The 23,050-nt window shown below is 40.3% G+C and carries 16 protein-coding genes; 12 read left to right on the top strand and 4 right to left on the bottom strand.

Features of this window, described 5'->3' with window-relative positions; all coding sequences use genetic code 11:
- Window positions 1-33 precede the first annotated feature (33 nt).
- On the top strand, window positions 34-1,032 hold the full coding sequence (locus ACR30L_RS18910; RefSeq protein ID WP_435237925.1) for an NADP-dependent oxidoreductase: 999 nt from the start codon (window positions 34-36) through the stop codon (window positions 1,030-1,032).
- Between the two features lie 65 nt (window positions 1,033-1,097).
- Entirely contained in the window at window positions 1,098-1,742 is a 645-nt protein-coding gene (locus ACR30L_RS18905; RefSeq protein ID WP_435235782.1) for a DsbA family oxidoreductase, read from the top strand.
- An 89-nt stretch (window positions 1,743-1,831) separates the two neighbouring features.
- Here the strand turns inward: ACR30L_RS18905 and ACR30L_RS18900 are convergent, their stop codons facing one another.
- Both ACR30L_RS18900 and ACR30L_RS18895 read right to left on the bottom strand, forming a co-directional pair.
- Window positions 1,832-3,568, bottom strand: a complete 1,737-nt coding sequence (locus tag ACR30L_RS18900; RefSeq protein WP_435235781.1) for a bifunctional metallophosphatase/5'-nucleotidase — start codon at window positions 3,566-3,568, stop codon at window positions 1,832-1,834.
- A 100-nt stretch (window positions 3,569-3,668) separates the two neighbouring features.
- The gene (locus ACR30L_RS18895; RefSeq protein WP_435235780.1) at window positions 3,669-5,441 is read right to left on the bottom strand and encodes a sigma 54-interacting transcriptional regulator; all 1,773 of its coding nucleotides are present in this window, start codon (window positions 5,439-5,441) and stop codon (window positions 3,669-3,671) included.
- A gap of 260 nt (window positions 5,442-5,701) precedes the next feature.
- Here ACR30L_RS18895 and dpaL point away from each other — a divergent pair, with 260 nt between their 5' ends.
- The gene (gene dpaL, locus ACR30L_RS18890) at window positions 5,702-6,889 is read left to right on the top strand and encodes a diaminopropionate ammonia-lyase (RefSeq protein ID WP_435235779.1); all 1,188 of its coding nucleotides are present in this window, start codon (window positions 5,702-5,704) and stop codon (window positions 6,887-6,889) included.
- A gap of 208 nt (window positions 6,890-7,097) precedes the next feature.
- Window positions 7,098-8,522 (top strand): dihydropyrimidinase, encoded by a 1,425-nt coding sequence (hydA, locus tag ACR30L_RS18885; RefSeq protein WP_435235778.1) that lies wholly within the window; start codon window positions 7,098-7,100, stop codon window positions 8,520-8,522.
- Window positions 8,523-8,525: 3 nt separating this feature from the next.
- Here hydA and yqeB read toward each other — a convergent pair whose 3' ends face one another.
- Together yqeB and yqeC are read right to left on the bottom strand one after the other, a co-directional pair.
- Window positions 8,526-9,335 carry a selenium-dependent molybdenum cofactor biosynthesis protein YqeB gene (gene yqeB / locus ACR30L_RS18880; protein WP_435235777.1) on the bottom strand — a complete coding sequence of 270 codons (810 nt, stop codon included), beginning with the start codon at window positions 9,333-9,335 and terminating at the stop codon, window positions 8,526-8,528.
- Window positions 9,332-10,153 (bottom strand): selenium cofactor biosynthesis protein YqeC, encoded by an 822-nt coding sequence (gene yqeC / locus ACR30L_RS18875; RefSeq protein WP_435235776.1) that lies wholly within the window; start codon window positions 10,151-10,153, stop codon window positions 9,332-9,334. Before yqeC ends, yqeB begins: the two co-directional genes overlap by 4 nt.
- A gap of 60 nt (window positions 10,154-10,213) precedes the next feature.
- Here yqeC and ACR30L_RS18870 point away from each other — a divergent pair, with 60 nt between their 5' ends.
- From ACR30L_RS18870 to ACR30L_RS18835, 8 genes are all read left to right on the top strand, one after another.
- The gene (locus ACR30L_RS18870) at window positions 10,214-10,810 is read left to right on the top strand and encodes an NTP transferase domain-containing protein (protein WP_435235775.1); all 597 of its coding nucleotides are present in this window, start codon (window positions 10,214-10,216) and stop codon (window positions 10,808-10,810) included.
- A 391-nt stretch (window positions 10,811-11,201) separates the two neighbouring features.
- On the top strand, window positions 11,202-14,282 hold the full coding sequence (ygfK, locus tag ACR30L_RS18865; protein WP_435235774.1) for a putative selenate reductase subunit YgfK: 3,081 nt from the start codon (window positions 11,202-11,204) through the stop codon (window positions 14,280-14,282).
- Window positions 14,283-14,296: 14 nt separating this feature from the next.
- Window positions 14,297-15,628, top strand: a complete 1,332-nt coding sequence (gene ssnA / locus ACR30L_RS18860) for a putative aminohydrolase SsnA (protein ID WP_435235773.1) — start codon at window positions 14,297-14,299, stop codon at window positions 15,626-15,628.
- A gap of 194 nt (window positions 15,629-15,822) precedes the next feature.
- Window positions 15,823-16,752 carry a xanthine dehydrogenase accessory protein XdhC gene (gene xdhC, locus ACR30L_RS18855; protein WP_435235772.1) on the top strand — a complete coding sequence of 310 codons (930 nt, stop codon included), beginning with the start codon at window positions 15,823-15,825 and terminating at the stop codon, window positions 16,750-16,752.
- A gap of 130 nt (window positions 16,753-16,882) precedes the next feature.
- Window positions 16,883-19,480 carry a selenium-dependent xanthine dehydrogenase gene (xdh, locus tag ACR30L_RS18850; RefSeq protein ID WP_435235771.1) on the top strand — a complete coding sequence of 866 codons (2,598 nt, stop codon included), beginning with the start codon at window positions 16,883-16,885 and terminating at the stop codon, window positions 19,478-19,480.
- A complete protein-coding gene (locus ACR30L_RS18845) occupies window positions 19,477-20,901 on the top strand; it encodes a nucleobase:cation symporter-2 family protein (RefSeq protein ID WP_435235770.1) in 1,425 nt (474 codons plus the stop codon). Before xdh ends, ACR30L_RS18845 begins: the two co-directional genes overlap by 4 nt.
- A gap of 422 nt (window positions 20,902-21,323) precedes the next feature.
- The gene (locus ACR30L_RS18840) at window positions 21,324-22,370 is read left to right on the top strand and encodes a hypothetical protein (RefSeq protein WP_435235769.1); all 1,047 of its coding nucleotides are present in this window, start codon (window positions 21,324-21,326) and stop codon (window positions 22,368-22,370) included.
- Window positions 22,370-23,044: a hypothetical protein gene (locus ACR30L_RS18835; RefSeq protein ID WP_435235768.1), complete on the top strand. Its 675-nt coding sequence runs from the start codon at window positions 22,370-22,372 to the stop codon at window positions 23,042-23,044. Before ACR30L_RS18840 ends, ACR30L_RS18835 begins: the two co-directional genes overlap by 1 nt.
- Window positions 23,045-23,050 lie beyond the last annotated feature (6 nt).

Genomic DNA, 23,050 nt, shown 5'->3' with positions numbered 1-23,050 from the left:
CATCACGCTATTTAATTAATAGGAATTTTAATGATGAATACATTTACTGCGATCAACCTTATTAAGCGTCCTACAGGCGGCGCAATTACAAATTCACTTTTTGATATAGTCGAAAAAGAAATACCAACACTGAAAGACGGTGAGTTTTTAGTAAAACAAAGTCATATGTCATTGGACCCTGCTATGTTTGGTTGGATGAGTCCTGATACCGAAAGTTACATTCCACCGGTTGCGTTAGGCGATGTGATGCGTAGCTCTGGGATTGGTGAAATTGTTGAAAGTAAGCACCCTGATTATAAAGTGGGTGAACGTGTGATGGGGATGATGGGATGGCAAGAATATGTGTTGAGCACCGGACAAGGTCTTAACAAAGTAACGGTTTCTTTACCCGATGAAGCGGTACTGTCTATTTTTGCTTTACCAGGCTTAACGGCAACGCAAGGTCTGTTTAATGTTGGTAAACCTAAAAGTGGTGAGACGATTATTGTCACAGGTGCCGCTGGTTCTGTCGGTTCAATTGTAGGGCAGCTTGCAAAAGCCGATGGTTTAAACGTTATTGGTGTTGTTGGAAGTCAGGAAAAAGCGGATTGGATTGTTAATGAACTTGGTTTTGATGCTGCGATTAACTACAAAAGTGACAACTTAGACGAGCAACTTGCAGAATATGCCCCTAATGGCATAGATTTGTATTTTGAGAATACCGGTGGCCCAATTCAAAACTTGATTATCGATCGTATGAACCCACATGGTCGCGTTGTTGTCTGTGGTCTTATATCCGAGTACGACAAACAAGTACCTTCTCCTGGTCCAAGTTGGTTAAATGTGATTAAACGCCGTTTAACTATTCAAGGTTTCACTATGCCAGACCATTTTCATGAAGTACCTGCTTTGTTAGAAAAATTAACACCCTATGTAATGGCAGGTAAAATCAAACATCGCTCCCATGTATTAAACGGGTTAGAATCTGCTATTGATGGTTTGAACTTGTTCTATACGGGTGAAAATAAAGGTAAGTTGATTGTTAAACTATAAATTAACCAACAAAAATAATGGCAATGGGTATGTTAGATACTTACCTGCATTTAATTGGATTGACTATGAATAAATTACAAATCGATATTGTTTCTGATGTGATGTGTCCTTGGTGCATCGTTGGGTATAAGGGGTTGGAGTCAGCACTGAATAAGCTTGAATTAGATGCTGAAGTCGAAATTAATTGGCTTCCCTTTGAGTTAAACCCTCAAATGCCACCTGAAGGTCAAGATATGCAAGAACATATCATTGAAAAATACGGCATTACTGCACAACAAAGTGCTGAGAATAAAAAACAGATCACCCAACGCGGTAAAGAGGTTGGTTTTGATTTTAATTTCTCAACCGATTTACGCATGATTAATAGTTTTAATTTGCACCGTTTATTATCTTGGGCAAAGGAATTTGATAAACAACATGCGCTAAAAATGGCATTATTTGATGCACATTTTACGGATAATATTCCATTAAATAATAATGAGAATTTATTAAAAATAGCCAGTTCGGTTGGGCTAGATCTTGCGGAAGCTAAAAACTTACTGGATTCCGATGCTTATACCGAGCAAGTACGCGCAGAGCAAAATAGAAGTATTGAAATGGGCATCAGCTCAGTACCGACGTTTATTATTAATAACAAATATTCAATTTCCGGTGGGCAGCCACCCGATGCGTTTAAGCAAGCTTTAATGCAGATAATGCAGGAAGGCTAAGTTGATGTGCCTTCCTTCATTATTATTTTTGAGGAAGGCAAGTTAGCTAAAAGAAATTTTTACCGTTATTTACGTTCGTGTACCCATTCTTATTTATTGCCTAAGGACAATTTATTCGTTTCTAATATCAATCTATCCGGCCGCTCTTGAATAAAATCAATAAAGCAGTCTGCCATCGAGTATTGGCTAACGAGGCCTTCGCCTTCCATCATTGTTAACGCGTTATATCCTTCTTTGCCTTTCATTGTGTATGCTGAAGAACTACCGTGATAAATGCCGTCTTTTTCAATATTTACCCAGCCTGACTCTTCCTTATAAATCTGTAAATCTACAATACGCTCGCCTTCCGCGTGTTCAGGATGATATTGAAATTTTAAATTGTAGGTATAAGGATAACTGCCAGATCCCGTGCCTAATACGCCATTATTAGTGGCATTGTTAATGGCGCCTTCAAGCGCGTCGGCAATATATTTACCGCGAATGCGATAGGTGCCAATGGGGACAACAAAGGGAAGCAACTTGCCAGCAATATCGGCAATTGAAATGCTGCCTGGTGATAATGATGTTCTAACACCTCCGGCATTATGAATGGCAAATTCGACCATGTGACCGTTTTTATTCATCATATGTGCAAAGGATTCGGCGACTAGGGGGGCGATATCACTGCCTCCCTTTTGATCCGGTATACGTATATGCCGTAACTTTTCTTCGATGGTGGCAATCATTGTTTTCTGCAATTTACGTACTCGTGGTATGTATTTATCTTCTAATAAGCTTTGCAGTTGAGGATCTTTTTTACAGACGATAACGTTATTGTGCTGTGCAAGGTAGTGGCTTGCTTTCGTATGAATTTCATCGCAATTAGCGTTTAATAAACTAGCATCAATACAAAGCCGTCGTCCAAAAAGCAGTTCATTTTTTCCGTTAAAATGGGTGACTGAACCGTCGGCGGCAAAATCAATTTCACAGTGTCCGATTGCTAACGCATGATATCCCGCATGAACAATGTAAGTGCCATTAATATAATGACCGTATTCAGGGCCATGTTGCATCCCTAAATCACTGAAATTACCTTGCAGTGTATGTGTGTGGCCACCAACAATTAAGCTGAGGTCGTCAACTTGTTCGGCTAATTCGCAATCAATGTCGAAACCAAGGTGACTGATTAATATTATTTTATTAATGCCTGATTGCTGAATAGCATTAATTGTGTTTTTAGTTGTTTCAAAGGCATTTACAAAAGGTGTATCGGGATCAACATTGGCAATATCACTCATTTTATCTAATGAAATACCAAAAATAGCAATAGGTTCATCATCGACAAGTCGTGTTATCCACTGTGCAATTTTTTTATCAGGTTGATAGGAGAGTAAGTTAGTACGACCACGTAAAGAATGGGATTTGGTGGTTAACTCATTGGATAGATCCCAGTTACCTGCCAGCATTGGAAAGTCGATACGATCTAAAAAAGCAGCAACGGGTTCATTGCCCATATCTAACTCATGATTACCAATTGCCATCATATCGATACCGAGTGCATTGAGCATTTCAGAGTTGGCTCGCCCCTTAAAAAGAGAAAAATACAGGGTACCTTGAAAGCAATCGCCGGCGTGGACAAAAACAAAGTCGCGGTGATTTTGTTGTGCTTCAGCTCGCAGCTGTTTGGCACGCGTAGCGATTCGCGCAAAACCACCATTGCTAACATAAGGCGATATATTTTCGCCATCGACATTCAACTGTAATTGCAATGATTGTGGCTCAAAGTAGGAGTGAGTATCGTTGATATGTGCCAGTGTTATTTTAGCTGGCTTATTATTTTTTATCATAATGCTTCATTTTTATCTGTATTCAAGTCGATAGTAACGCATCAATGATGACCGTATGATGAATATCGACCGTTAAGTAAATGCTTAGATCGCGAATGGATTATCCATTTAATCCATATTTCTTTAGTTTACGATACAGTGTTGCAATCCCAATATCGAGTTCTTCAGCAACCAGTTTGCGGCTACTTAGTCGATTAATCGCTTCTTCAATGCGTTTTTTTTCCATATCTTCTAAACTCATTCCCGTACTTTCTTTCGCGATATTTAACTGCGGGGGAGTGGTTTTTGTTTGTAAATGGGGGGGAAGTAAATCCGTATCAATTTGATCACCGTCGGGCAATATATTGATTAGATACTCAATTAAATTACTTAGTTCTCGGACATTACCTGGCCAATGGTAATCGGTTAAACAGTCCATTGCCTGTTGGGTGATGCCTGGATAACTTGCCCCTAATTTTTGCGTGTGGATATCGATAAAATGATTGATCAGTAAAGGCACATCGCCTTGGCGTTCTTTTAAAGGTGGTAGCTGCAGAGGGATAACATTAAGTCGATAATAAAGATCTTCCCTAAATTCATTCTTGGCAATGAGCTCATTAAAATTACGATTAGTGGCCGAAATAATACGTATATCGATTGGTAATGCGGTATTCGAGCCAACGGGCATCACTTGTCTAGATTCTAAAACACGTAATAATTTTGCCTGTAGCTGCATCGACATATCCCCAATTTCATCAAGAAATAGTGTGCCGGTATTCGCTGCCTGAATGAGGCCAATTCGACCTTTACTGGATGCGCCGGTAAAAGCCCCTTTAATATAACCAAACAGTTCACTTTCTAATAATTCATTGGGAATCGCTGCACAGTTAATCGCAATAAATGGGTTATTCGCGCGATTGCTGAGCTTGTGTATGGCATTCGCAATGACTTCTTTGCCGGTACCACTTTCACCATTAATCAACACACTGGATGGACTGGCGGCAATACGGCTCATTAAAGCTTTTATCCGTAGCATTTGGGTACTTTCACCAATTGTATCGTTAAAAGCAATATTAGATTCCGGTGATACGGTTGGTGCATGGGGCTGATAAAATGACATTAAAAACAATTTGTTAGAATGCGAGTTGTGAAATTGCCCAACCAGTAACTCTTCTCGGTTACCGAGTGAAATAATATGTTGTTGTTGGTTCTCTATACTATTTTTACAATTCGACAGGGCGCGAATATTGATTCGAGTGGTCTGTAAGTCTTTTTTGGTTAAATTAAGATTGTTAAGCGCAGGTTGATTACCGTATTTCACATAGTTATTTTCATCGAGGACAAGGACGCCTTGGTCCATATTATCGATTAAGTTTATAAACATTTCTTCCAAACCATGGGAAGGGGATTTTTTTGCAACCAGTTTGGAGATAACTAGTTGGGCAATATGTTTAATGTAATCTGAAAAAAGATCGGCATTTTGTTCAATAATAAGCTGTGATTGTTCATTAAAGGCGACCAGACTAATAACCCCAATACAGCGCTGTTCAAGCAAAATAGGCACGCCTAAAAACGCCGTTTCACTACAGGAACCGGTACTTTCACAATCTTTACAAAGCGGATCCGCATGGGATTTTGTCAGTGTTTTTTGTTGTTTAGTTGCGAGAATATGACGAAATAATCGCGATGGTCCATTGAGTTTTTTCCCAAAAAATTGGTTATAGGGACCGGTGCCAGCGATACGCACTAAATTTGCATCGACGACCTCCGCATCAACCTTGAGAACCGCTGCTAACATCTTGGTAAAACGAATAATGGTCGGTTGGATTTCCATTAATTCCGATGTTTTATTATTGTCTTCCATATACACCCATTTTTCGGTACTTGATTTCATTTAATTCAGACTGATCGCGTTAAGATATTGTCACAAAGCCTCTAGATTTACCATGAGTGCTGATAATTTATCCCTATCAAAATGATACTTGATAGCCCTGAGACTATCATTTTGGGTGTCTATTCGTTTAACGTGATTGACCTTGTTATTTTTCTAAGCCTTTGTATTTAAAGTTTTAAACGGAATATAAGAGTTTGGCTCGGATATTGTATTAGTAACTGTAATAGAAACACTAAGCATTCTAATAATGAGGTATCTTCTTGAATAATTTAAAGTTTAATATTGAAAAAAATCGTCATTTTAACGGCCAGTTGTCTGAAACCTTTTCCGTTGTTGAAGGTGATAAAGCGAGGCATTTCCACTCGAGTTTAGCTGGTTACGAGCCGACGCCTTTACGCGAATTAGATGCATTGGCGAACGAATTTGGGTTGGGGAAAATATTAGTCAAAGATGAATCCTATCGATTCGGTTTGAACGCCTTTAAAATGTTGGGCGGTGTTTATGCAATCGCACGGTTGTTATGTGAGGAATTTAATCTTGATATTAATGCCTTTGACTTCGATAAACTCAATACTCAAATAGATAAAAAACTCACCTTTGCCACGGCAACGGATGGGAACCATGGCCGTGGTGTCGCGTGGGCGGCAAAACAGTTGGGTCAACATGCAGTGATTTATATGCCCAAAGGTGCAGCAGCGGAACGTGTTAAAAATATTAAAGCATTGGGCGCTGAATGTATTGTCACGGAGATGAATTACGACGATACCGTTCGTTTTGTTGTTGAAAAAGCAAAAAAAGATGGTTGGAAAGTAGTGCAAGATACGGCTTGGGAAGATTACATTAAAATCCCAACCTGGATCATGCAGGGCTACAGCACCATGGCGGCTGAAGCCATTAGTCAAGTTGAACAGCGTCAGTTAGCTAAACCTACTCATGTTATTTTACAGGCAGGTGTCGGTGCAATGGCCGGCGGTGTGTTGGGTTATCTTTCTGATAAATTGGGCGTTGATAATCTAAAGACGATTATTGTTGAGCCTCAGGAAGCGGACTGCATTTATCGCTCTGGTGGCACTGAACAAGGTGATATCGTCAATGTAGGCGGTGCGCTTGATACCATTATGGTCGGCTTAGCCTGTGGTGAACCTAATCCATTAGGTTGGGATATTTTACGTAACTGTTCAAGCCATTTTGTTTCCTGTGAAGACGGTATTGCAGCCCTAGGAATGCGTGTCTTGGGTAATCCAATGGGCTCCGATGCACGAGTTGTTTCCGGTGAATCTGGCGCAATTGGTTTAGGGTTATTAGCGGCACTTTATTACAATGACGATCGCCAAGCGTTAATGGAACAATTGGAATTAGATTCAAATTCCGTTGTGTTGGTCTTGAGTACCGAAGGGGATACGGATCCTGTTAATTATCGTGATGTAGTTTGGCGTGGTAAGTATTGATCAACGGTAACTACTCAGGCCGTCGCCCTTTAAGCTTATTTCATCGTTGAAAAATGCTCATTTAAACCACTAAACTGCGCTTTTTCGCCTTGAACTAAGCATAAATGACTTATCCCTGAGCATTTACACTCTACTTATGAGAAAAATTCATGAAATTTTACAGGGTGTTGAGTAGTTACGATCAGCGAAGGTATTTTAGGATAACAATATGAACCAATTAAATACATCTGCAGGTCAAGAAGGATCAACAAAATCATTGCTAATAAAAAATGGTTTAGTTGGCGATCATAAAAGCCTTCATAAATCAGATATTCTGATTAAAGATGGGAAAATAGCGCAAATTTCTACTCATATCTCGTCCGAGCAACTTGATTGTGTCATCATCGATGCGACTGATAAATATGTGTTGCCCGGCGGTATTGATGTGCATACGCATTTTAATATCGATGTCGGATTAACACGTAGTTGCGATGATTTTTATAGTGGCACCCAAGCTGCTGCATGTGGTGGGACAACGAGTATTATTGACCATATGGGATTTGGTCCTAAAGGGTGTGATCTATTTCATCAGCTTGGTGTCTATAAAGATTATGCGAAAGACCAAGCGGCGATTGATTATAGCTTTCATGGGGTTATTCAGCATATTGATTCATCGATATTAGAGCAAATGAAATCCATGGTGGAAGATGAAGGTATTTCAAGTTTTAAGCTCTACCTGACGTATTTGTATAAACTGGAAGATGATGCGGTATTTAAAGCACTGAGTCAGCTTAAAAAAGTGGGGGCATTAACAACGGTACACCCTGAAAATGATGCAACCATTGCGCTTAAGCGTGAGCAATTACTTAATGCGGGTAAAACCGCACCTAAATACCATGCAGTGAGTCGGCCCCTTGAATGTGAAGCAGAAGCAATTAGTCGAATGATTAATTTGGCTAAATTGGCCGATGATGCCCCTTTGTATATTGTGCATTTGTCGAATGGACTAGGGCTTGATTATGCGCGTATGGCGCGTGCAAATAACCAAGCGGTTTGGGTAGAAACGTGCCCACAATACTTAATGCTTGATGAACGTTCTTACGATCGGTCCGATGGGTTGAAGTTTATTCTAAGCCCACCACTTCGACCTAAACCTGAAACAACAAAACTCTGGGTCGGGATTATCGATGGCAGTATTGATACCGTTGCAACGGATCATTGTGCTTTTACTTTTGGTGAACAAAAACAATTGGGTGTCGATGATTTTAGCCAATGTCCTAATGGTATGCCGGGAGTTGAAACGCGCATGCCATTGTTATTTTCAGAAGGTGTTATGAAAGGGCGTATCGATATACAACGGTTTGTGTATTTGACGAGTTATAAACCTGCTAAGCTGTTTGGATTGTATCCACAAAAAGGCAGTATTGAAGTGGGGGCTGATGCTGATTTGGTAATTTTCGATCCTCACGTACAACGTGTTATTCGTCATGATAAATTACATGATCATTGTGATTACACTCCCTTTGAAGGAATCTCTTGCCAAGGCTGGCCGGAGATGACCATTAGTCGTGGTGCAATTGTCGCGCAACAGGGTAAATTCACGGGAAAAGCCGGATACGGGCGTTTTATGCGTCGTAAACCTTTTTCTGCATAAGGCCTATTTTGGAAGCGATAAAGATAAATGTAACATCGCTTCTAGTACACTGCCGCCAATCGAGCGTGCTTTATCGGACACGGTTGTATAATCTGCTTTTAATCCTCTTGGGTCGATATCTGCCATCTTAAAATCTTTTTCGACCCTTAAACCGTTATTCAGTAACCCCCTTACCATACCACTTAGTGGTGCGTAAACAGGGGTCGCATCGATATGAGCAATGGTATCACCTTCCCGTACGATATCGCCGAGCTGCACACAACTTTGCATTATACCAGTACAGGGGGTTCTAACGACTCGTTGATAGGTATAACCTGCGATATTACCCGGGACGCCGGTATTTTCCATTGTGAATCCCGTATAAATAACACGTCCTAAATAATGACCGCGATTGGTTTCAATCACAGCATGGCAATCTTGGCCGGCATTAAATCCAGGGCCTAGGGCGATAGTGATCGGGGCGAGTTCTTTTTTAAATCCAATATTAGATTTAGCCAGAATAGCATCAACTAAATAGGTTGGTTTTAATGATTTAAGTATGGCTAAATCAGGATCAATAATCACGGGGATTTTTTGTTCACTGAGAATAGGCTGTATTTCATCGATGTTATTGGCTTTAACCGCCGTAATACCTTCGACTTCTTTGCTAGTATCATAAAGACACTGGGCAAAAGACACACTACAACGAATCATGGTTGGTAGCGCAATATCCGTCATCACAACCTGAAAGCCACAATGATAAAGACGTACCGCAACACCCGTTGCAATATCACCCGCACCACGAATAACGACAAGTTTATTTAGGTGATTCATTTTGTTAATCCTTTATTAATAAGCACTTTTTTAATCGGTGCTTTCCTTGATAATTGCGTTATCCATATACTTGATAATTGAGGTTGTTCTGCGAGTAAATTATTTGCCAATTTAAGTAATGCATTGGGCTGTTTACACTGGTCATATTTATTAATCACCCAAATTCTAAGCGCATCACGGGGGGCATGTTTAAACATACCTTGCGGATTTTCGATTAATGATTTTAAGACGCTGTGGTCAATTTCTTTTTGATTTGAACAACCTGTTAGTTGACAAAATTCATCCCATCGATGGATCTGTGCGGGATTTGCACGAGAAAAAATCACTTCTGCGCCAGTGACACCGATAACTATATTTGTATCTTCAGGAATGCAAGGTTCATGCCCTGCAGGTGCTTTAATTGGTCGCTGTTTAGCACCATCGGCTTCTACAATAATGACATTAAATAGATTTGATTGTTTAACACGGTTGAGATCGTCGAATGTCAGCCCTTGGACTTTTATTGGTTGGTTCTCTTTGTCTTGTTGAATTTTAGATTGATAGATAAAGGTAATTGTTGCATTCGGTTTAGCGCTGAATGAGTCAATGCTATCGATATAATCGTATTGCGAAGGTCTAGGCAGATACATTTTAGTGGTTGTGGTGACACAAACTCGATGACCTTGTTGCTTGAATAAATTTGCCAACCAGAATGCAAGGTGGGTTTTTCCACCCCCGCCAACCAGTGAGATTGTTAATGGCGTTGATTGCACATTTAAAAGCTGGGCGATTAATTGCAGGTTTGTTAGGCTTAAGGCATCTTTATCTATTTGCATCATTATCTACATGACTGTCCACATGAACGGTATATTAAAAAGCTTTTTACTTGAGGTTATATTTTGATATCTACATTACCACTGATAAATATTGATTGCATTATGCCTGCAGCGGGTCTTTCCTCAAGAATGGGAGAATGGAAACTGATCTTGCCATATCAACATCAAACGATGATTGAAGTTAGTATCAAGCATGCACTAATGGCCTGTTCTCGCGTGATACTGGTTGTGGGGTATCGAAGTGATGAGCTGATCGACATCATGCGTCGTTATCCAAAGGTAAAGGTAGTGGTGAATGAAGATTATCAACGGGGCATGCTGTCATCTATTCAGCTCGGAGTTGAACAGGTGTGTAGTGAGTATTTTTTTGTCGTTCATGCGGATATGCCCTGCATTAAGCCGACAACCTTTTATAAACTGTGGCAATCTCGCGCAAAGGGCAGTGTTTTCCCTGGGGACAATAGGTATTCCGGGCATCCTGTTTTGATTAATACGGCTTTAAAAGAATCCATTTTACGTTCACCGTCAACAGGTTCAATGAAATCAATATTGAAAAAATTTCCGATGGATTACCTGCAACTAAAAGATGAAGGAATTAATTTTGATGTGGATACACCTGCTGCCTATCAAGCACTGCAAGCCAAAGGTAAAGAGAAATAAATCCTTTTCGTCGCTATTAGCTCGCCACTCGTTGTTACTTACTTGCTCTTCGTAGCTATTAGCTCGTCACTCGCAGCTGTTTACGCGCTCTTTTCAACTATTAGCTCTTCACTCGCAGCTCTTTACTCGCACTATCAAATTGATAGTCGAGTATTAAACTGATAGTGATAGTACTATTCATTATCCAATACTTGTTTATTTACTCTATTTTGTTTTAATTTTTACTTGGCTTAATATCGTTTTTTACCTCGTTAATCTGCGTATTTTACCCATTTAAATTGATGTAAATCATTTTCCTTTCTATAAAACGTCTCCATCTCTCTATTTGGCCTAGCGCTTGCTCTATCTCCATTATACGAATACAAAAGATTCAATTTAGGGAGAAAACAACATGGCAGATATCATGCGTCCGGTACCATTTACCGAGTTACTTAAGCGTATATTTAGCGAGTTCAAGGAAAGCGAATCTATCTTTTCTATTCCGGCTAAACAGTTTTATAGCAAAGCTGATGATCAACACATTTCTGTCTGGGGAGAAAATTGCGAAACCCCCGTTGGTCCCGCAGCAGGGCCACATACTCAGTTGGCACAAAATATTGTTTCTTCATGGCTTGCTGGTGGGCGTTTTATGGAGTTAAAAACCGTCCAAAAGCTCGATCAGTTAGAAATTGCTAAACCGTGTATTGATGCAGAGGATGAGTGTTTTAATACTGAGTGGTCAAGTGAATTCACCTTGCATAAAGCCTTTGATGAATACCTAAAAGCCTGGTTTGCCTTGCACTTACTCGAAGCTTATTTTGCACCACAAAAAGAAAAGTCCTTTGTGTTTAACATGAGTGTCGGTTATGACTTGGCAGGTATTCAAACCGCGCCAATGCAGGAATATATCGACAATATGCTCAATGCTACTGAACACCCTAAATTTGAACAATATAAAGCGGAACTAAAAGCGTTTATTCAGGACGCTGGGATAGTTAATGGATGTGATTTAAATGTTGATCAAATCTCAGGAAAAATATCCCAAGGCGTTACTTTATCAACGATGCATGGTTGTCCACCCGATGAAATAGAAGCCATATGTCGTTATATGCTTGAAGAAAAAAGCATTAATACGTATGTGAAATTGAATCCAACGCTGCTTGGTTACCAACGTGTAAGAGAAATATTAGATCAATCTGGTTTTGGATATATTGCATTAAGCGAAGAAGCCTTTTCTCATGATTTACAAATTGAGCCCGCAAAAGCCATGCTGCATCGATTAACTGCATTGAGTAAAGAAAAGGGTATTGGCTTTGGGGTAAAACTAACGAATACCCTAGGAACGCTAAATAACAAAGGCAAGTTAGCAGATAAAGAAATGTATATGTCTGGTCGGGCTTTATTTCCTTTATCGATTAACGTGGCATTAATTCTTTCTCAAGAATTCGATGGCATGCTACCTATTTCGTACTCCGGTGGGGCGAGTAAAGCGAATATCCGCGAGATTTTTGAAACGGGTATTCGTCCGATCACCATGGCAACCGAATTACTCAAACCTGGCGGCTATGGCCGATTAACAGATTGTGTAAAAGCGCTTGATGCGAGTGTCGATTGGCAAATGTCATGTGTTGATTTAGTGAAACTTGAAGCCCTTGCTCAAAAATCATTAACCGATGCCTATGGACAAAAAGAGTGGCGCGGTCCTGAAACCATTAGCGTAAAAAAGGCCGTCCCGCTAACAGATTGTTCAATTGCACCTTGTGTTAGTGCTTGTCCTATCAGCCAAGATATTCCTGAATATTTGCATTTAATGGGCGAGCATAAATATACCGATGCGTTAAATGTGATTTATGAGCGTAATGCATTACCGTCGATCACTGGCCATATTTGTGACCATGAATGCCAGTACAACTGTACGCGTCGTGATTATGAAGGGGCGGTTAATATTCGAGAAATGAAAAAAATTGCCCTCGAAAAAGGATGGGAAGATTACAAAGCACAATGGGCTAAACCGAATATTGATCTGGCGAAACAGGCGGTTGCAGTGATCGGTGCGGGGCCTGCTGGATTATCGGCTGCTTACTTTTTAGCACGTGCAGGTTATCCCGTGACTATTTTAGAAAAAGAGTTGAATGCAGGTGGTGTGGTGAAACATATTATTCCACAGTTCCGTATTCCTGCCGGCACCTTAGAGCACGATATTAATTTTGTCCAAGCGCATGGTGTGAATATTCAATATGGTTGCGATCCGAGCGTTGATATTAATACCTTGAAAGCACAGGGCTACCAATATATTTGTCTTGGGATTGGTGCTGATACAGGTAATCCGATGACCTTGCAGGGCGATAATTCAAACGTCTATAAATCCTTGAATTTTTTACGTCGATTTAATGATGGTGAAAACTTAAATCTAGGTAAGCATGTTGTGGTTGTTGGTGGTGGTAATACTGCAATGGATAGCGCGCGTGCCGCATTAAAAGTCGATGGCGTTGAAAAAGTGACCGTTGTCTATCGTCGAACCGTGGCTGAAATGCCTGCTCATAAAGGGGAATACGACCTTGCCGTTAAAGATGGTGTCGAATTTATGTTCCTCACTAACCCTCAGCGCTTTGAGGCCGACGGTACGTTAACGGCTGCTGTGATGGAATTGGGCGAGCCAGACCAACAGGGGCGTCGTCGTCCTATTGAAACAGACAACACGATTGAAATTCAAGCCAGTGCCATTATTACTGCGATTGGCGAACAAACTAATCGTAATGCCTTAACCAAAATGGGATTACCCATGGGGGATGATGGGTGGCCAGTGGTTGATGCCGATAGTTGTGAAACACCGCTTGAAAATGTATTCCTATTGGGTGATGCCCAAACGGGTCCTTCGTCAATTGTTTCTGCGATAGCCGGTGGTCGAAAAACAGCTGATAGTATTCTTGCTAAAGAAAGCATGACACGCGAGTCCATTACGTTTGATTCTGCGACTAAAGCTGCTGATATTTATGAACGTAAAGGCATCATTGCGGTGAAAATGATTGAAGCAGAAGATCTGCAACCAGCTCAACAAACTCAGTTCGTAGAGCAAGAAGCCGCACGTTGTTTAGAGTGTTCCTACGTGTGTAGTAAGTGTGTCGATGTGTGTCCAAATCGCGCCAATATCTCCTTACCCATTCCAGGTTTTAACGATCAATTGCAAGTATTACATCTCGATGCTTTTTGTAATGAGTGTGGTAACTGTGCGCAATTCTGTCCATGGGATAGTAAACCCTATCAAGATAAATTCACGATTTTTAGTTTACGTGAAGACTTTGAAGACAGTACTAACTCGGGCTTTTACATCGATGACAACGCCTTGTTATTGCGCGCGGATAATCAAATTCATGAGTTTAATGTGGATCAGCTGGGACGCACCAATATACCTGATTCGATGGCCGAACAAGCCAAAATCATTGATTACGTATTAGCGAATCACAGTTACCTATTGGGCAATGTCGAATTATAACAAGGAGTAGAAATATGATCCTACTGAAAAATGCCACCGCCGTGCAGTTTGAACCTGCCCTTGTAAAACAAGGTGTTGATATTGTTATTGATAATGGCCTGATCAAAGATGTTGGCACTAATTTGAGCAGCAAATATCCCAATGCACTTATTAAGGATTTAAAAGGCCAACTGGTGATGCCAGGGATTGTTTGTTCTCATAATCATTTTTACTCTGGCTTAGCGCGCGGGATCATGGCGGATATTAAGCCCAGTCCAGACTTCATTTCTATTTTAAAAAATCTATGGTGGCGGTTAGATCGAGCGTTAGATGAAGAGGCGCTTTATTACAGTGGTTTAATTTGTTCACTTGAAGCAATTAAAAGCGGTTGTACCTCGGTGATTGATCATCATGCTTCACCTAATGTTATTGCGGGATCATTGGCGACCTTACGTAAGGGGTTTTTGAAAACGGGTTTACGAGGCATGACTTGCTTTGAAACAACGGATCGTAACCGAGGTTTAGATGAAATGGCCGAGGGGGTCGAAGAAAATATTCGTTTTGCTGAGCTTATTGATGCAGCGAAAGCGAAGGGGGAAGAACCCTACTTGGTTGAGGCACATATCGGCGCCCACGCACCCTTTACGGTTAGTAATGAAGGGCTCAGTTTATTATCTAATGCAGTAAAAAAGACGGGGCGTGGCTTGCATATTCACGTTGCTGAAGATACCTACGATGTTACTCATAGCCACCATCATTATGATCAAGATTTAGTTGAACGCCTCGATAGTTATGGGTTGATCAATAATAAAAGTTTACTCGCACATGGTTTATTTTTATCGGACAAAGATATTGCAATCTTAAATGATAAAGATGGTTTTTTAGTCCATAACGCCCGTTCGAACATGAATAACAATGTTGGTTACAACGATAAATTGGCCAGTTTTAAAAATGTTGCATTAGGAACCGATGGCATTGGTGCAGATATGTTCGAAGAACTGAAATTCTCTTTCTTTAAGCATCGTGATGCCGGTGGACCAATGTGGCCCGACAGTTTTCTGAAATTTCTAGGCAATGGTAACGAGTTATTATCTCGTAACTTTTCAGCGAAATTTGGGCAATTAACACCCGGTCATAAAGCCGACTTAACTATCCTCGAGTATATGAGCCCGACGCCATTAATGGCTGATAATTTAGCGGGACATTTTGCCTTTGGTTTCAACGCGAGTCATGTTTCAAGTGTGATGGTCGAAGGGCAGTTTGTTTACGAAGATCGTGAGTTTCCATTTGATGTTGCGCCTATTTACGCCGAAGCACAAAAAGTTGCTGCACGTTTATGGAAGAACATGGATGCGCTTAAGTCATGACCATTATTGATGCACTAAACCGTGTAGGTGCACCAATTTAAAACATCGAGCGCAGAGTTGAATTATTTCAATGCGTATTAACAGTCGGTTATGGAAGTTGAACAATTGGTCAGGTTATTGCATTCATTTGAATATTATGACTGATAAAAATATTAATCAGCCTTCTATTTAAATCGTTTCTTTGGAGTTGTGTTATGTCATCAGCGGTTAAGCATTTATTTACTGATCCTAAATTAGATTGGTTAAAGGCTTGTCAGAATCTAGAACAAGACGGCCAAGCCTATTGCATTATTACAATTGTCGCACAGGCCGGTTCATTGCCGCGTGGCACTGGCTCTAAGATGGTTGTGACGCCGACTGAGCAGTTCGATACGTTAGGTGGTGGGCAACTGGAATTTGAAGTTATTCGTCAGGCTCGAGAAGGCTTAGTTGAACGAAAAACCAATGGTAATGCATCGCAAATTGAAATCGAGCGATTTGGTTTGGCTGCTGATCTTGGGCAATGTTGCGGTGGCGCAGCGCAGGTGATGTTTGAGTATATCAATACTTCATTGCCGCGTGTGGTGGTGTTTGGTGCTGGACATGTTTGTCAGTCATTAAGCGCTGTTTTAAAGGAACTGCCTTGTAACTTAGTGGTGGTTGATGATCGTAAATCGTGGCTGAAAACCTTAGCACAACAGGGAATAACGACAGCTTACTATGAAAATCCAAGTGAAGCTGTCGCACTAATTTCTGAAGATACGCACATTGTTATTATGACCCATGAACATGCTTTAGATTTTGAAATAGCACGTCTTGCCCTAGAACGAAATTGTTTTCCCTTTATTGGTTTGATTGGCTCTGAATCGAAAAAACAGCGGTTTGAACAGCGCCTTAAAGAACAATTATCGAGCGTCGCATTAATTGATAATTTAACCTGTCCCGTTGGTGATTTAACGGTACAAGGGAAGTTACCAATGCAAGTTGCCGTCTCTATTTCAGTGCAATTAATGGGATTGTTCGAACAATATAAACCACAGCAATCTCTTACCGAAAAGGTCAATGAGCAGCAGTGGAAACAGACAAATTCCTTAAGAAAAGCGCTTAAGAAAAATGAAAATGATGCACTGCTAAAGTCATCATAAAATGCAATAAAGTCCAAAATAAGAGACTTTTAAAACCATCGTAACAAGTGGATTGAAAATTGCTTTATTCAGTTTAGTTAATGAAAATCATTAGCACTCATTAACAAGTAGGGAAGGAAACAGGATCACAATGATTAATTTGAACTTAAATGGCATGACACTTCGCCTTGATAGTGAAAATCCAAAAAGATTAATCGACTACCTACGTGAAGATCATGGACTGATCTCGGTAAAAGATGGGTGCAGTAAAGGCGCCTGTGGTACCTGTTCCGTTATTATTAATGGGGAAGCGACTAAGTCCTGCGTTAAAATTTCCAGTTTAGAAGAAGAATTAGAAATCGTCACCGTTGAAGGGTTAACGGCACGTGAAAAAGCCGTTTATGATTTTGCTTTTGCTGAAACCGGCGCGGTCCAATGTGGATTCTGTACACCGGGTATGGTGATAAGTGGTAAAGCGCTACTCGATAAAAATCCCGATCCAAATAGCGAAGAAATTAAAAAGGCGCTGCATCGTAATGTTTGTCGCTGTACTGGTTATGTAAAAATTATCGAGGCGATTAAACTTGCGGCAAAATATTTTAGAGAAGATCTCGCACTGCCAGAACAAGACTGTAATGGAAAATTAGGGGAAGATCTTCATCGCATTGATGCCCGTGAAAAGACTCTCGGTTACGGCCAATATGTCGATGATATGGTGTTGCCAAATATGATTTTTGGTAAAGCCCTACGCGCTCAATTCCCCAGAGCACTGATGAAAAAAATTAATACCGAACCAGCAAGCGTGCATCCCGATTGCGTCTGTATTTTAACGGCAAAAGATATTCCTGGAGATAACAAATTAGGACACCTTGTACAAGATTGGGATGCGTTAATTGAAGAAGGGAATATTACCCGCTATGTCGGTGATGCTATTGCACTGGTTGCGAGTAAAAATCAACAAACTTTAGATGAAATATTAGCATTAATCGACGTCGAGTATGAACAACTTGAGCCGTTACGTAATCCCGTTGAAGCGATGGCCGATGATGCACCTGCTATTCATCAAAACGGTAATATTCTTCAGCAAGAAACATTGGTGCGAGGTGATGCGCAATCTGCAATTGCTAATGCTAAATATAAAGTCACTAAACATTATTCAACTCCGTTTACCGAACATGCGTTTATGGAGCCAGAGTGTGCGATTGCATCCTATGAAAACGATGGCATTTTACTCTATTCCGGTGGGCAGGGTATTTACGATGATCAGCGCGAAGTAGCAAAACTACTTGGTATTGAAAAAGACAAAGTCAGAGTGATTAGCGCTCTTGTTGGTGGTGGTTTCGGCGGTAAAGAAGATATGAGCGTGCAACACCATGCTGCATTATTGGCTTGGTTCTGTAAGCAACCGGTAAAAATAAAGTTCTCTCGATTAGAAAGTCTCGCTATTCACCCTAAACGTCATGCTATGGAAATGGATATCACCACAGCCTGCGATGAAAATGGCATGTTAGTCGGCATGGATGCAAAAATAATTCTCGATACGGGCGCTTATGCATCGCTTGGTGGGCCGGTATTACAACGCGCCTGTACACATGCAGCGGGACCTTATAATTTCCATAATGTGAGTGTCCAAGGCACCGCCGTTTATACCAATAATCCACCGGCTGGCGCTTTCCGTGGATTTGGGGTGACCCAAAGTGCCTTTGCCTTTGAATCAAATTTGAATTTACTTGCTGAAATGGCGGGCATCTCTCCCTGGGAAATACGTTATCGCAATGCGGTGCGCCCTGGAATGAGTTTGCCGAATGGACAAATTGCTGATCAAAGTACAGCACTTGTTGAATGTCTAGAAGCTGTGAAAGAGGTTTATGAATCCAGCCAATTCGCAGGGATTGCCTCTTCATTTAAAAATAGTGGATTAGGTGTAGGTGTACCCGATGTCGGTCGTTGTATTTTATCCGTTGAAGAGGGGCTTGTTCATATTCGAACCAGTGCGGCTTGTATTGGGCAAGGGATCGGTACCGTGGTGGTACAAATGTTATGTGAAGTCACCGATATTAATCCTGAACTGATTATTGTTGAGCCACCTGATACACAAAGAACACCTAATTCAGGCACCACGACCGCATCACGACAAACCGTTTTTACAGGTGAAGCCTTAACACGTGCGGGACTGCAATTAAAACAAGCATTAGATGCCGGTAAACGTTTATCGGATCTCGAAGGTGAAGAATTTTATGGTGAATATACCGCAATAACTGATCCGATTGGCAGTGATAAAGCAAATCCGGTGAGTCATGTTGCCTATGGCTATGCCGCTCAAGTCGTTATTTTAAATGATGAGGGCAAAGTGAATAAAGTCGTTGCTGCCTATGACCTTGGCAAGTTAGTTAACAGAAAGGCAGCTGAAGGACAAATTGAAGGGGGCATTGCAATGGGGCTGGGTTATGCATTAACCGAAGATTACCCGCTTGTTGATAGTGTCCCTCAAGTGACCTTTAAAGGTTTGCGATTGTTTAAGGCTGCTGATATGCCAGAAACAGAAACAATCATTGTTGCTCGTGATTTTGATGCTCAGATTGCCCAGGGGACAAAGGGCGTTGGTGAGCTTGCAACCATACCAACCGCGCCTGCAGCACAGGGCGCTTATTATGCATTTGATGGCAAATTTAGAACCCAATTACCAATGATAGAAACACCTTACAGCAAGAAAGTTAAAAAGAAAAAAACTAGGAGAAGTAGACGATGAGTGATTCAAAGGAAGTGAAAAAAACGGAGATGATATACGGCTTGAATGATAAGCCTGCTCCACAACAGGCTTTTTTAGCTGCATTACAGCATATGTTGGCAATATTTGTTGGCATTATGACACCACCGTTAATTATTGGGGGGGCATTACAATTACCACCAGAAATGAAGGCATACATTATTAGTATGGCGTTATTTGTTTCTGGAATAGCGACTTTTATTCAAGTTAAAAAGTTTGGTCCAATTGGCTCCGGATTATTAAGTATTCAAGGAACCAGTTTTACTTTTCTTGGCCTTTCAATCGGTATCGGTCTTTCGGTAAAAGCGGCTGGTGGCTCACCGGAGCAAGCACTGGGTACGATTTTTGGTGTCGCGTTAATTTGTTCGCCCGTTGAAATGATTTTCAGTCGGTTTATTCCTTCATTGAAAAAAGTAATTACCCCCCTAGTCAGCGGGATTGTTGTTACCTTAATTGGTATGTCACTGATTCGTGTTGCGATTACCGATATTGGTGGTGGGCAGTGGTTACTCGACAATAAACCTGAGTTTTTTGGAAGCAGTACAAACCTTGGTTTAGCAGCTGTCGTATTGATTACCATCATTATTCTTAACAGAAGTAGCAATAAATGGTTACGAATGGGCTCCATTGCCCTCGGGTTAGCACTTGGTTACTGTATCGCGGCCGTAATGGGATTAGTTCCCTTTGAGAAAATGAGTTCATTAGCTACTTTTGCCGCACCGATTCCATTTAATTTCGGTTTTTATATTTCATGGCAGCATGTTATTCCAATGGCTTTGTTGTACTTAATTACAACCGTTGAGTCGATTGGTGATTTAACAGCAACATCAATGGTATCAGGCGAACCTGTTCAAGGTGATAAATATGTTAAACGTATTTCTGGTGGTGTATTTGGTGACGGTGTAAATTCAGCCATTGCTGCTGTATTTAACTCATTCCCGAATACCACATTTAGTCAAAATAATGGGGTTATTCAAATGACCGGTGTAGCGAGTCGTTATGTCGGTTTCTGGATCTCTGGTATGTTGGTGATACTTGGACTATTTCCATTTATTGGTGGTTTATTTTCAATTATTCCAAACGCAGTACTGGGTGGTGCAACCATTATTATGTTTGGTACCGTTGCCGCTTCGGGTATTCGTATTATCGCAAGTAGTTTGATTGACCGTCGTGGCGTGTTAATTATGGCTATCTCATTTGGTATGGGGTTAGGTGTAACATTTAGACCTGAAATTTTAGGTATTTTCCCTGGGATTGTAAAAACAATCTTTGGCTCAGCAATTACGACTGGTGGTTTAACAGCAATTGCATTAAATATCTTTTTACCTCAATCGCTTCATGGCCAACCTATCGCTGGTGATGGGGATGCATATATTAAAACTAAAACGGCAGAAGCTAAATAGAAAATGTAATCTGTGAGATTGCCTCGATTCACGAGTAGACAAGTTGTTGCTCGTGAATTATTTTTTAAAGCTGTGCGTAATAAAGCATGCTTAAGGATAAAGTATTATGATGTTAATACGACAAAATTATCAATCAGATGATGTGTGAGGCAGAAAGAAACAGACCACTAATAATTTAAATTAATTTTTTAGTAAAAATAATTGTCCTCTAACTAAATTGAACACAAACCTTCCTGATTTCTGATGCTCTAGACTTGATTTCCCAAGTTTTATTTTTGACAAAAAGTTTAAATTAATATATTAATTACATTAAATTTACAGGGTGATATTTTAATCGCAGCCTGATTATCGTGGACGTTTTTCCTGTATATTATTAGTGCAGTTTAATTCTTACACTCATGAAATTAAATGGAATTATTTTTATGCCTTTTCAAGAAGCCAATGCACTTGTTCGTGGTCCTACTGTAAAAAGTGTAGGATCAAAAGGAGCTAAAAACTTAGCTATAGATGTGGCCTTAGTACAAAATTTACTCAATATTGTAGCTAAGCTTCCAGAAGCTAAACGAAAGACTTTTTATGATAAAAAAGTCGCCTCAACAACTATTCATACAACTCAAAAATCGTCAGTACGTTCAAAAGTTGTTACGCCTTTAATCGTAAATGGGAAGTGTGGCAACGATACAATTCAAAGGATTAAAGATTTTCAGGGCGAGTTTTTATCCTTTACCCCAGACGGGAATATTAGTGCGAGTGGTAAAACTTGGGATAAGCTTGTGAAAGTTTCTCAAGTTAACATAAACAGCGGTAACAAAAGGCAATTAGTATTAGGTACATCACCAGTTATTCCTCAATTAATTAACGTCGATAAAGCGCGGTTATACAGTACTATTAAAAGTCATTTGTACCTGGTTAATAAAGATGAAGAATGCAGTAAGTTTATTGATAACTTATTGACTGATCCTACTTTAACCAATCTTCAGTGGGCTGCTTACTACTTGGCGACCACGTATCATGAAACGATATATACGTTTAAACCGATTATTGAAGCGGATAAAGGTAAAGGAAGAGCTTATGATAAGGCTATATCTGTTACCGATACTGCAGGTATTCTTGGGACCAAGGGAAAAACCTATTCTAATACATTTTATGGGCGCGGATTTGTACAGCTCACACACGGCGATGCTTATAAGTATATTTCTGAAAAAATCGGTCTTAAAAAAGATGAACTTTATGTTAATCCTGATAAAGCCTTAGAACCTGCGATCGCCTATAATATATTGACTTATTGGATGCAGAACGATATTCCTAAAGTGAAAGGTCGAGGGCGTAAAATTCAAGAATTTATTACAGCGGGAAGTGTGCCCGATTATAAAGGTGCTCGTGCTATTGTGAATAAAAATGATCTCGATACTCGTATTGCAAATTATGCGATAGTCTTTGAATTACTCTTAATTTTGTGTTGCCGATAATGAAAACTTTTAGTAAATATATTCGTGTTTTGGGTCATGCACTATTGTGGTCGAGTGTAACTATTATCTCGTCATGTAAAATAGTGCCTGATCAGCCAGTACTTGTTCGTTCTGAGCAACTTAGTCATGTTGAACGCTCGCATTGGCGAGAAGCACTTAAATTTCCAAGTTACTGTGAAAATGGCGAGTATGAGTGGGATGATGCTGCTAGTCCTGATCTTGTGTTTTTAGATTTCCAACCTGGAAAATATTTAGTTTATAATCTGTGTGACTTAAGCATTAATCAGGCAAATATTTTTTTAGTGGATGCAGATAAACCAAGCCAGCCAAAATTACTTGAATTTTCATTACCTAAATTGGTCAACGAAATGAAGATAGCGGCTGAGTTTCCCGAGGGGGAACAAGCTGAAAAAAGATTGAATGAATATACACAAAGCATTCAACAACAAGCTAAGTATGAACTAACTAAAAGCAACTTGGTTGATGGCAGTTTCTTCTTTGATGAAGAAGGTTTATTTGTAATTCAAAGACGTAATTCATCGGGCCAGTGTGGGACTGCTAGTCGATACCGTATTGAAGAAAACAAGGCATTATTAGTTGATTTTAGAGCGCAAGTGAGTTGTGTTGGGAGTAGCGATGTTGCCACTTGGAAATACTATAAAAACGGTGAATAAATAGAG

Source organism: Psychromonas saccharinae (assembly GCF_051201515.1).
In the GTDB taxonomy this organism is placed as follows: domain Bacteria; phylum Pseudomonadota; class Gammaproteobacteria; order Enterobacterales; family Psychromonadaceae; genus Psychromonas.
Note: the sequence above shows the minus strand (reverse complement) of the source record. Positions and strands in the feature narration are given on the sequence as shown.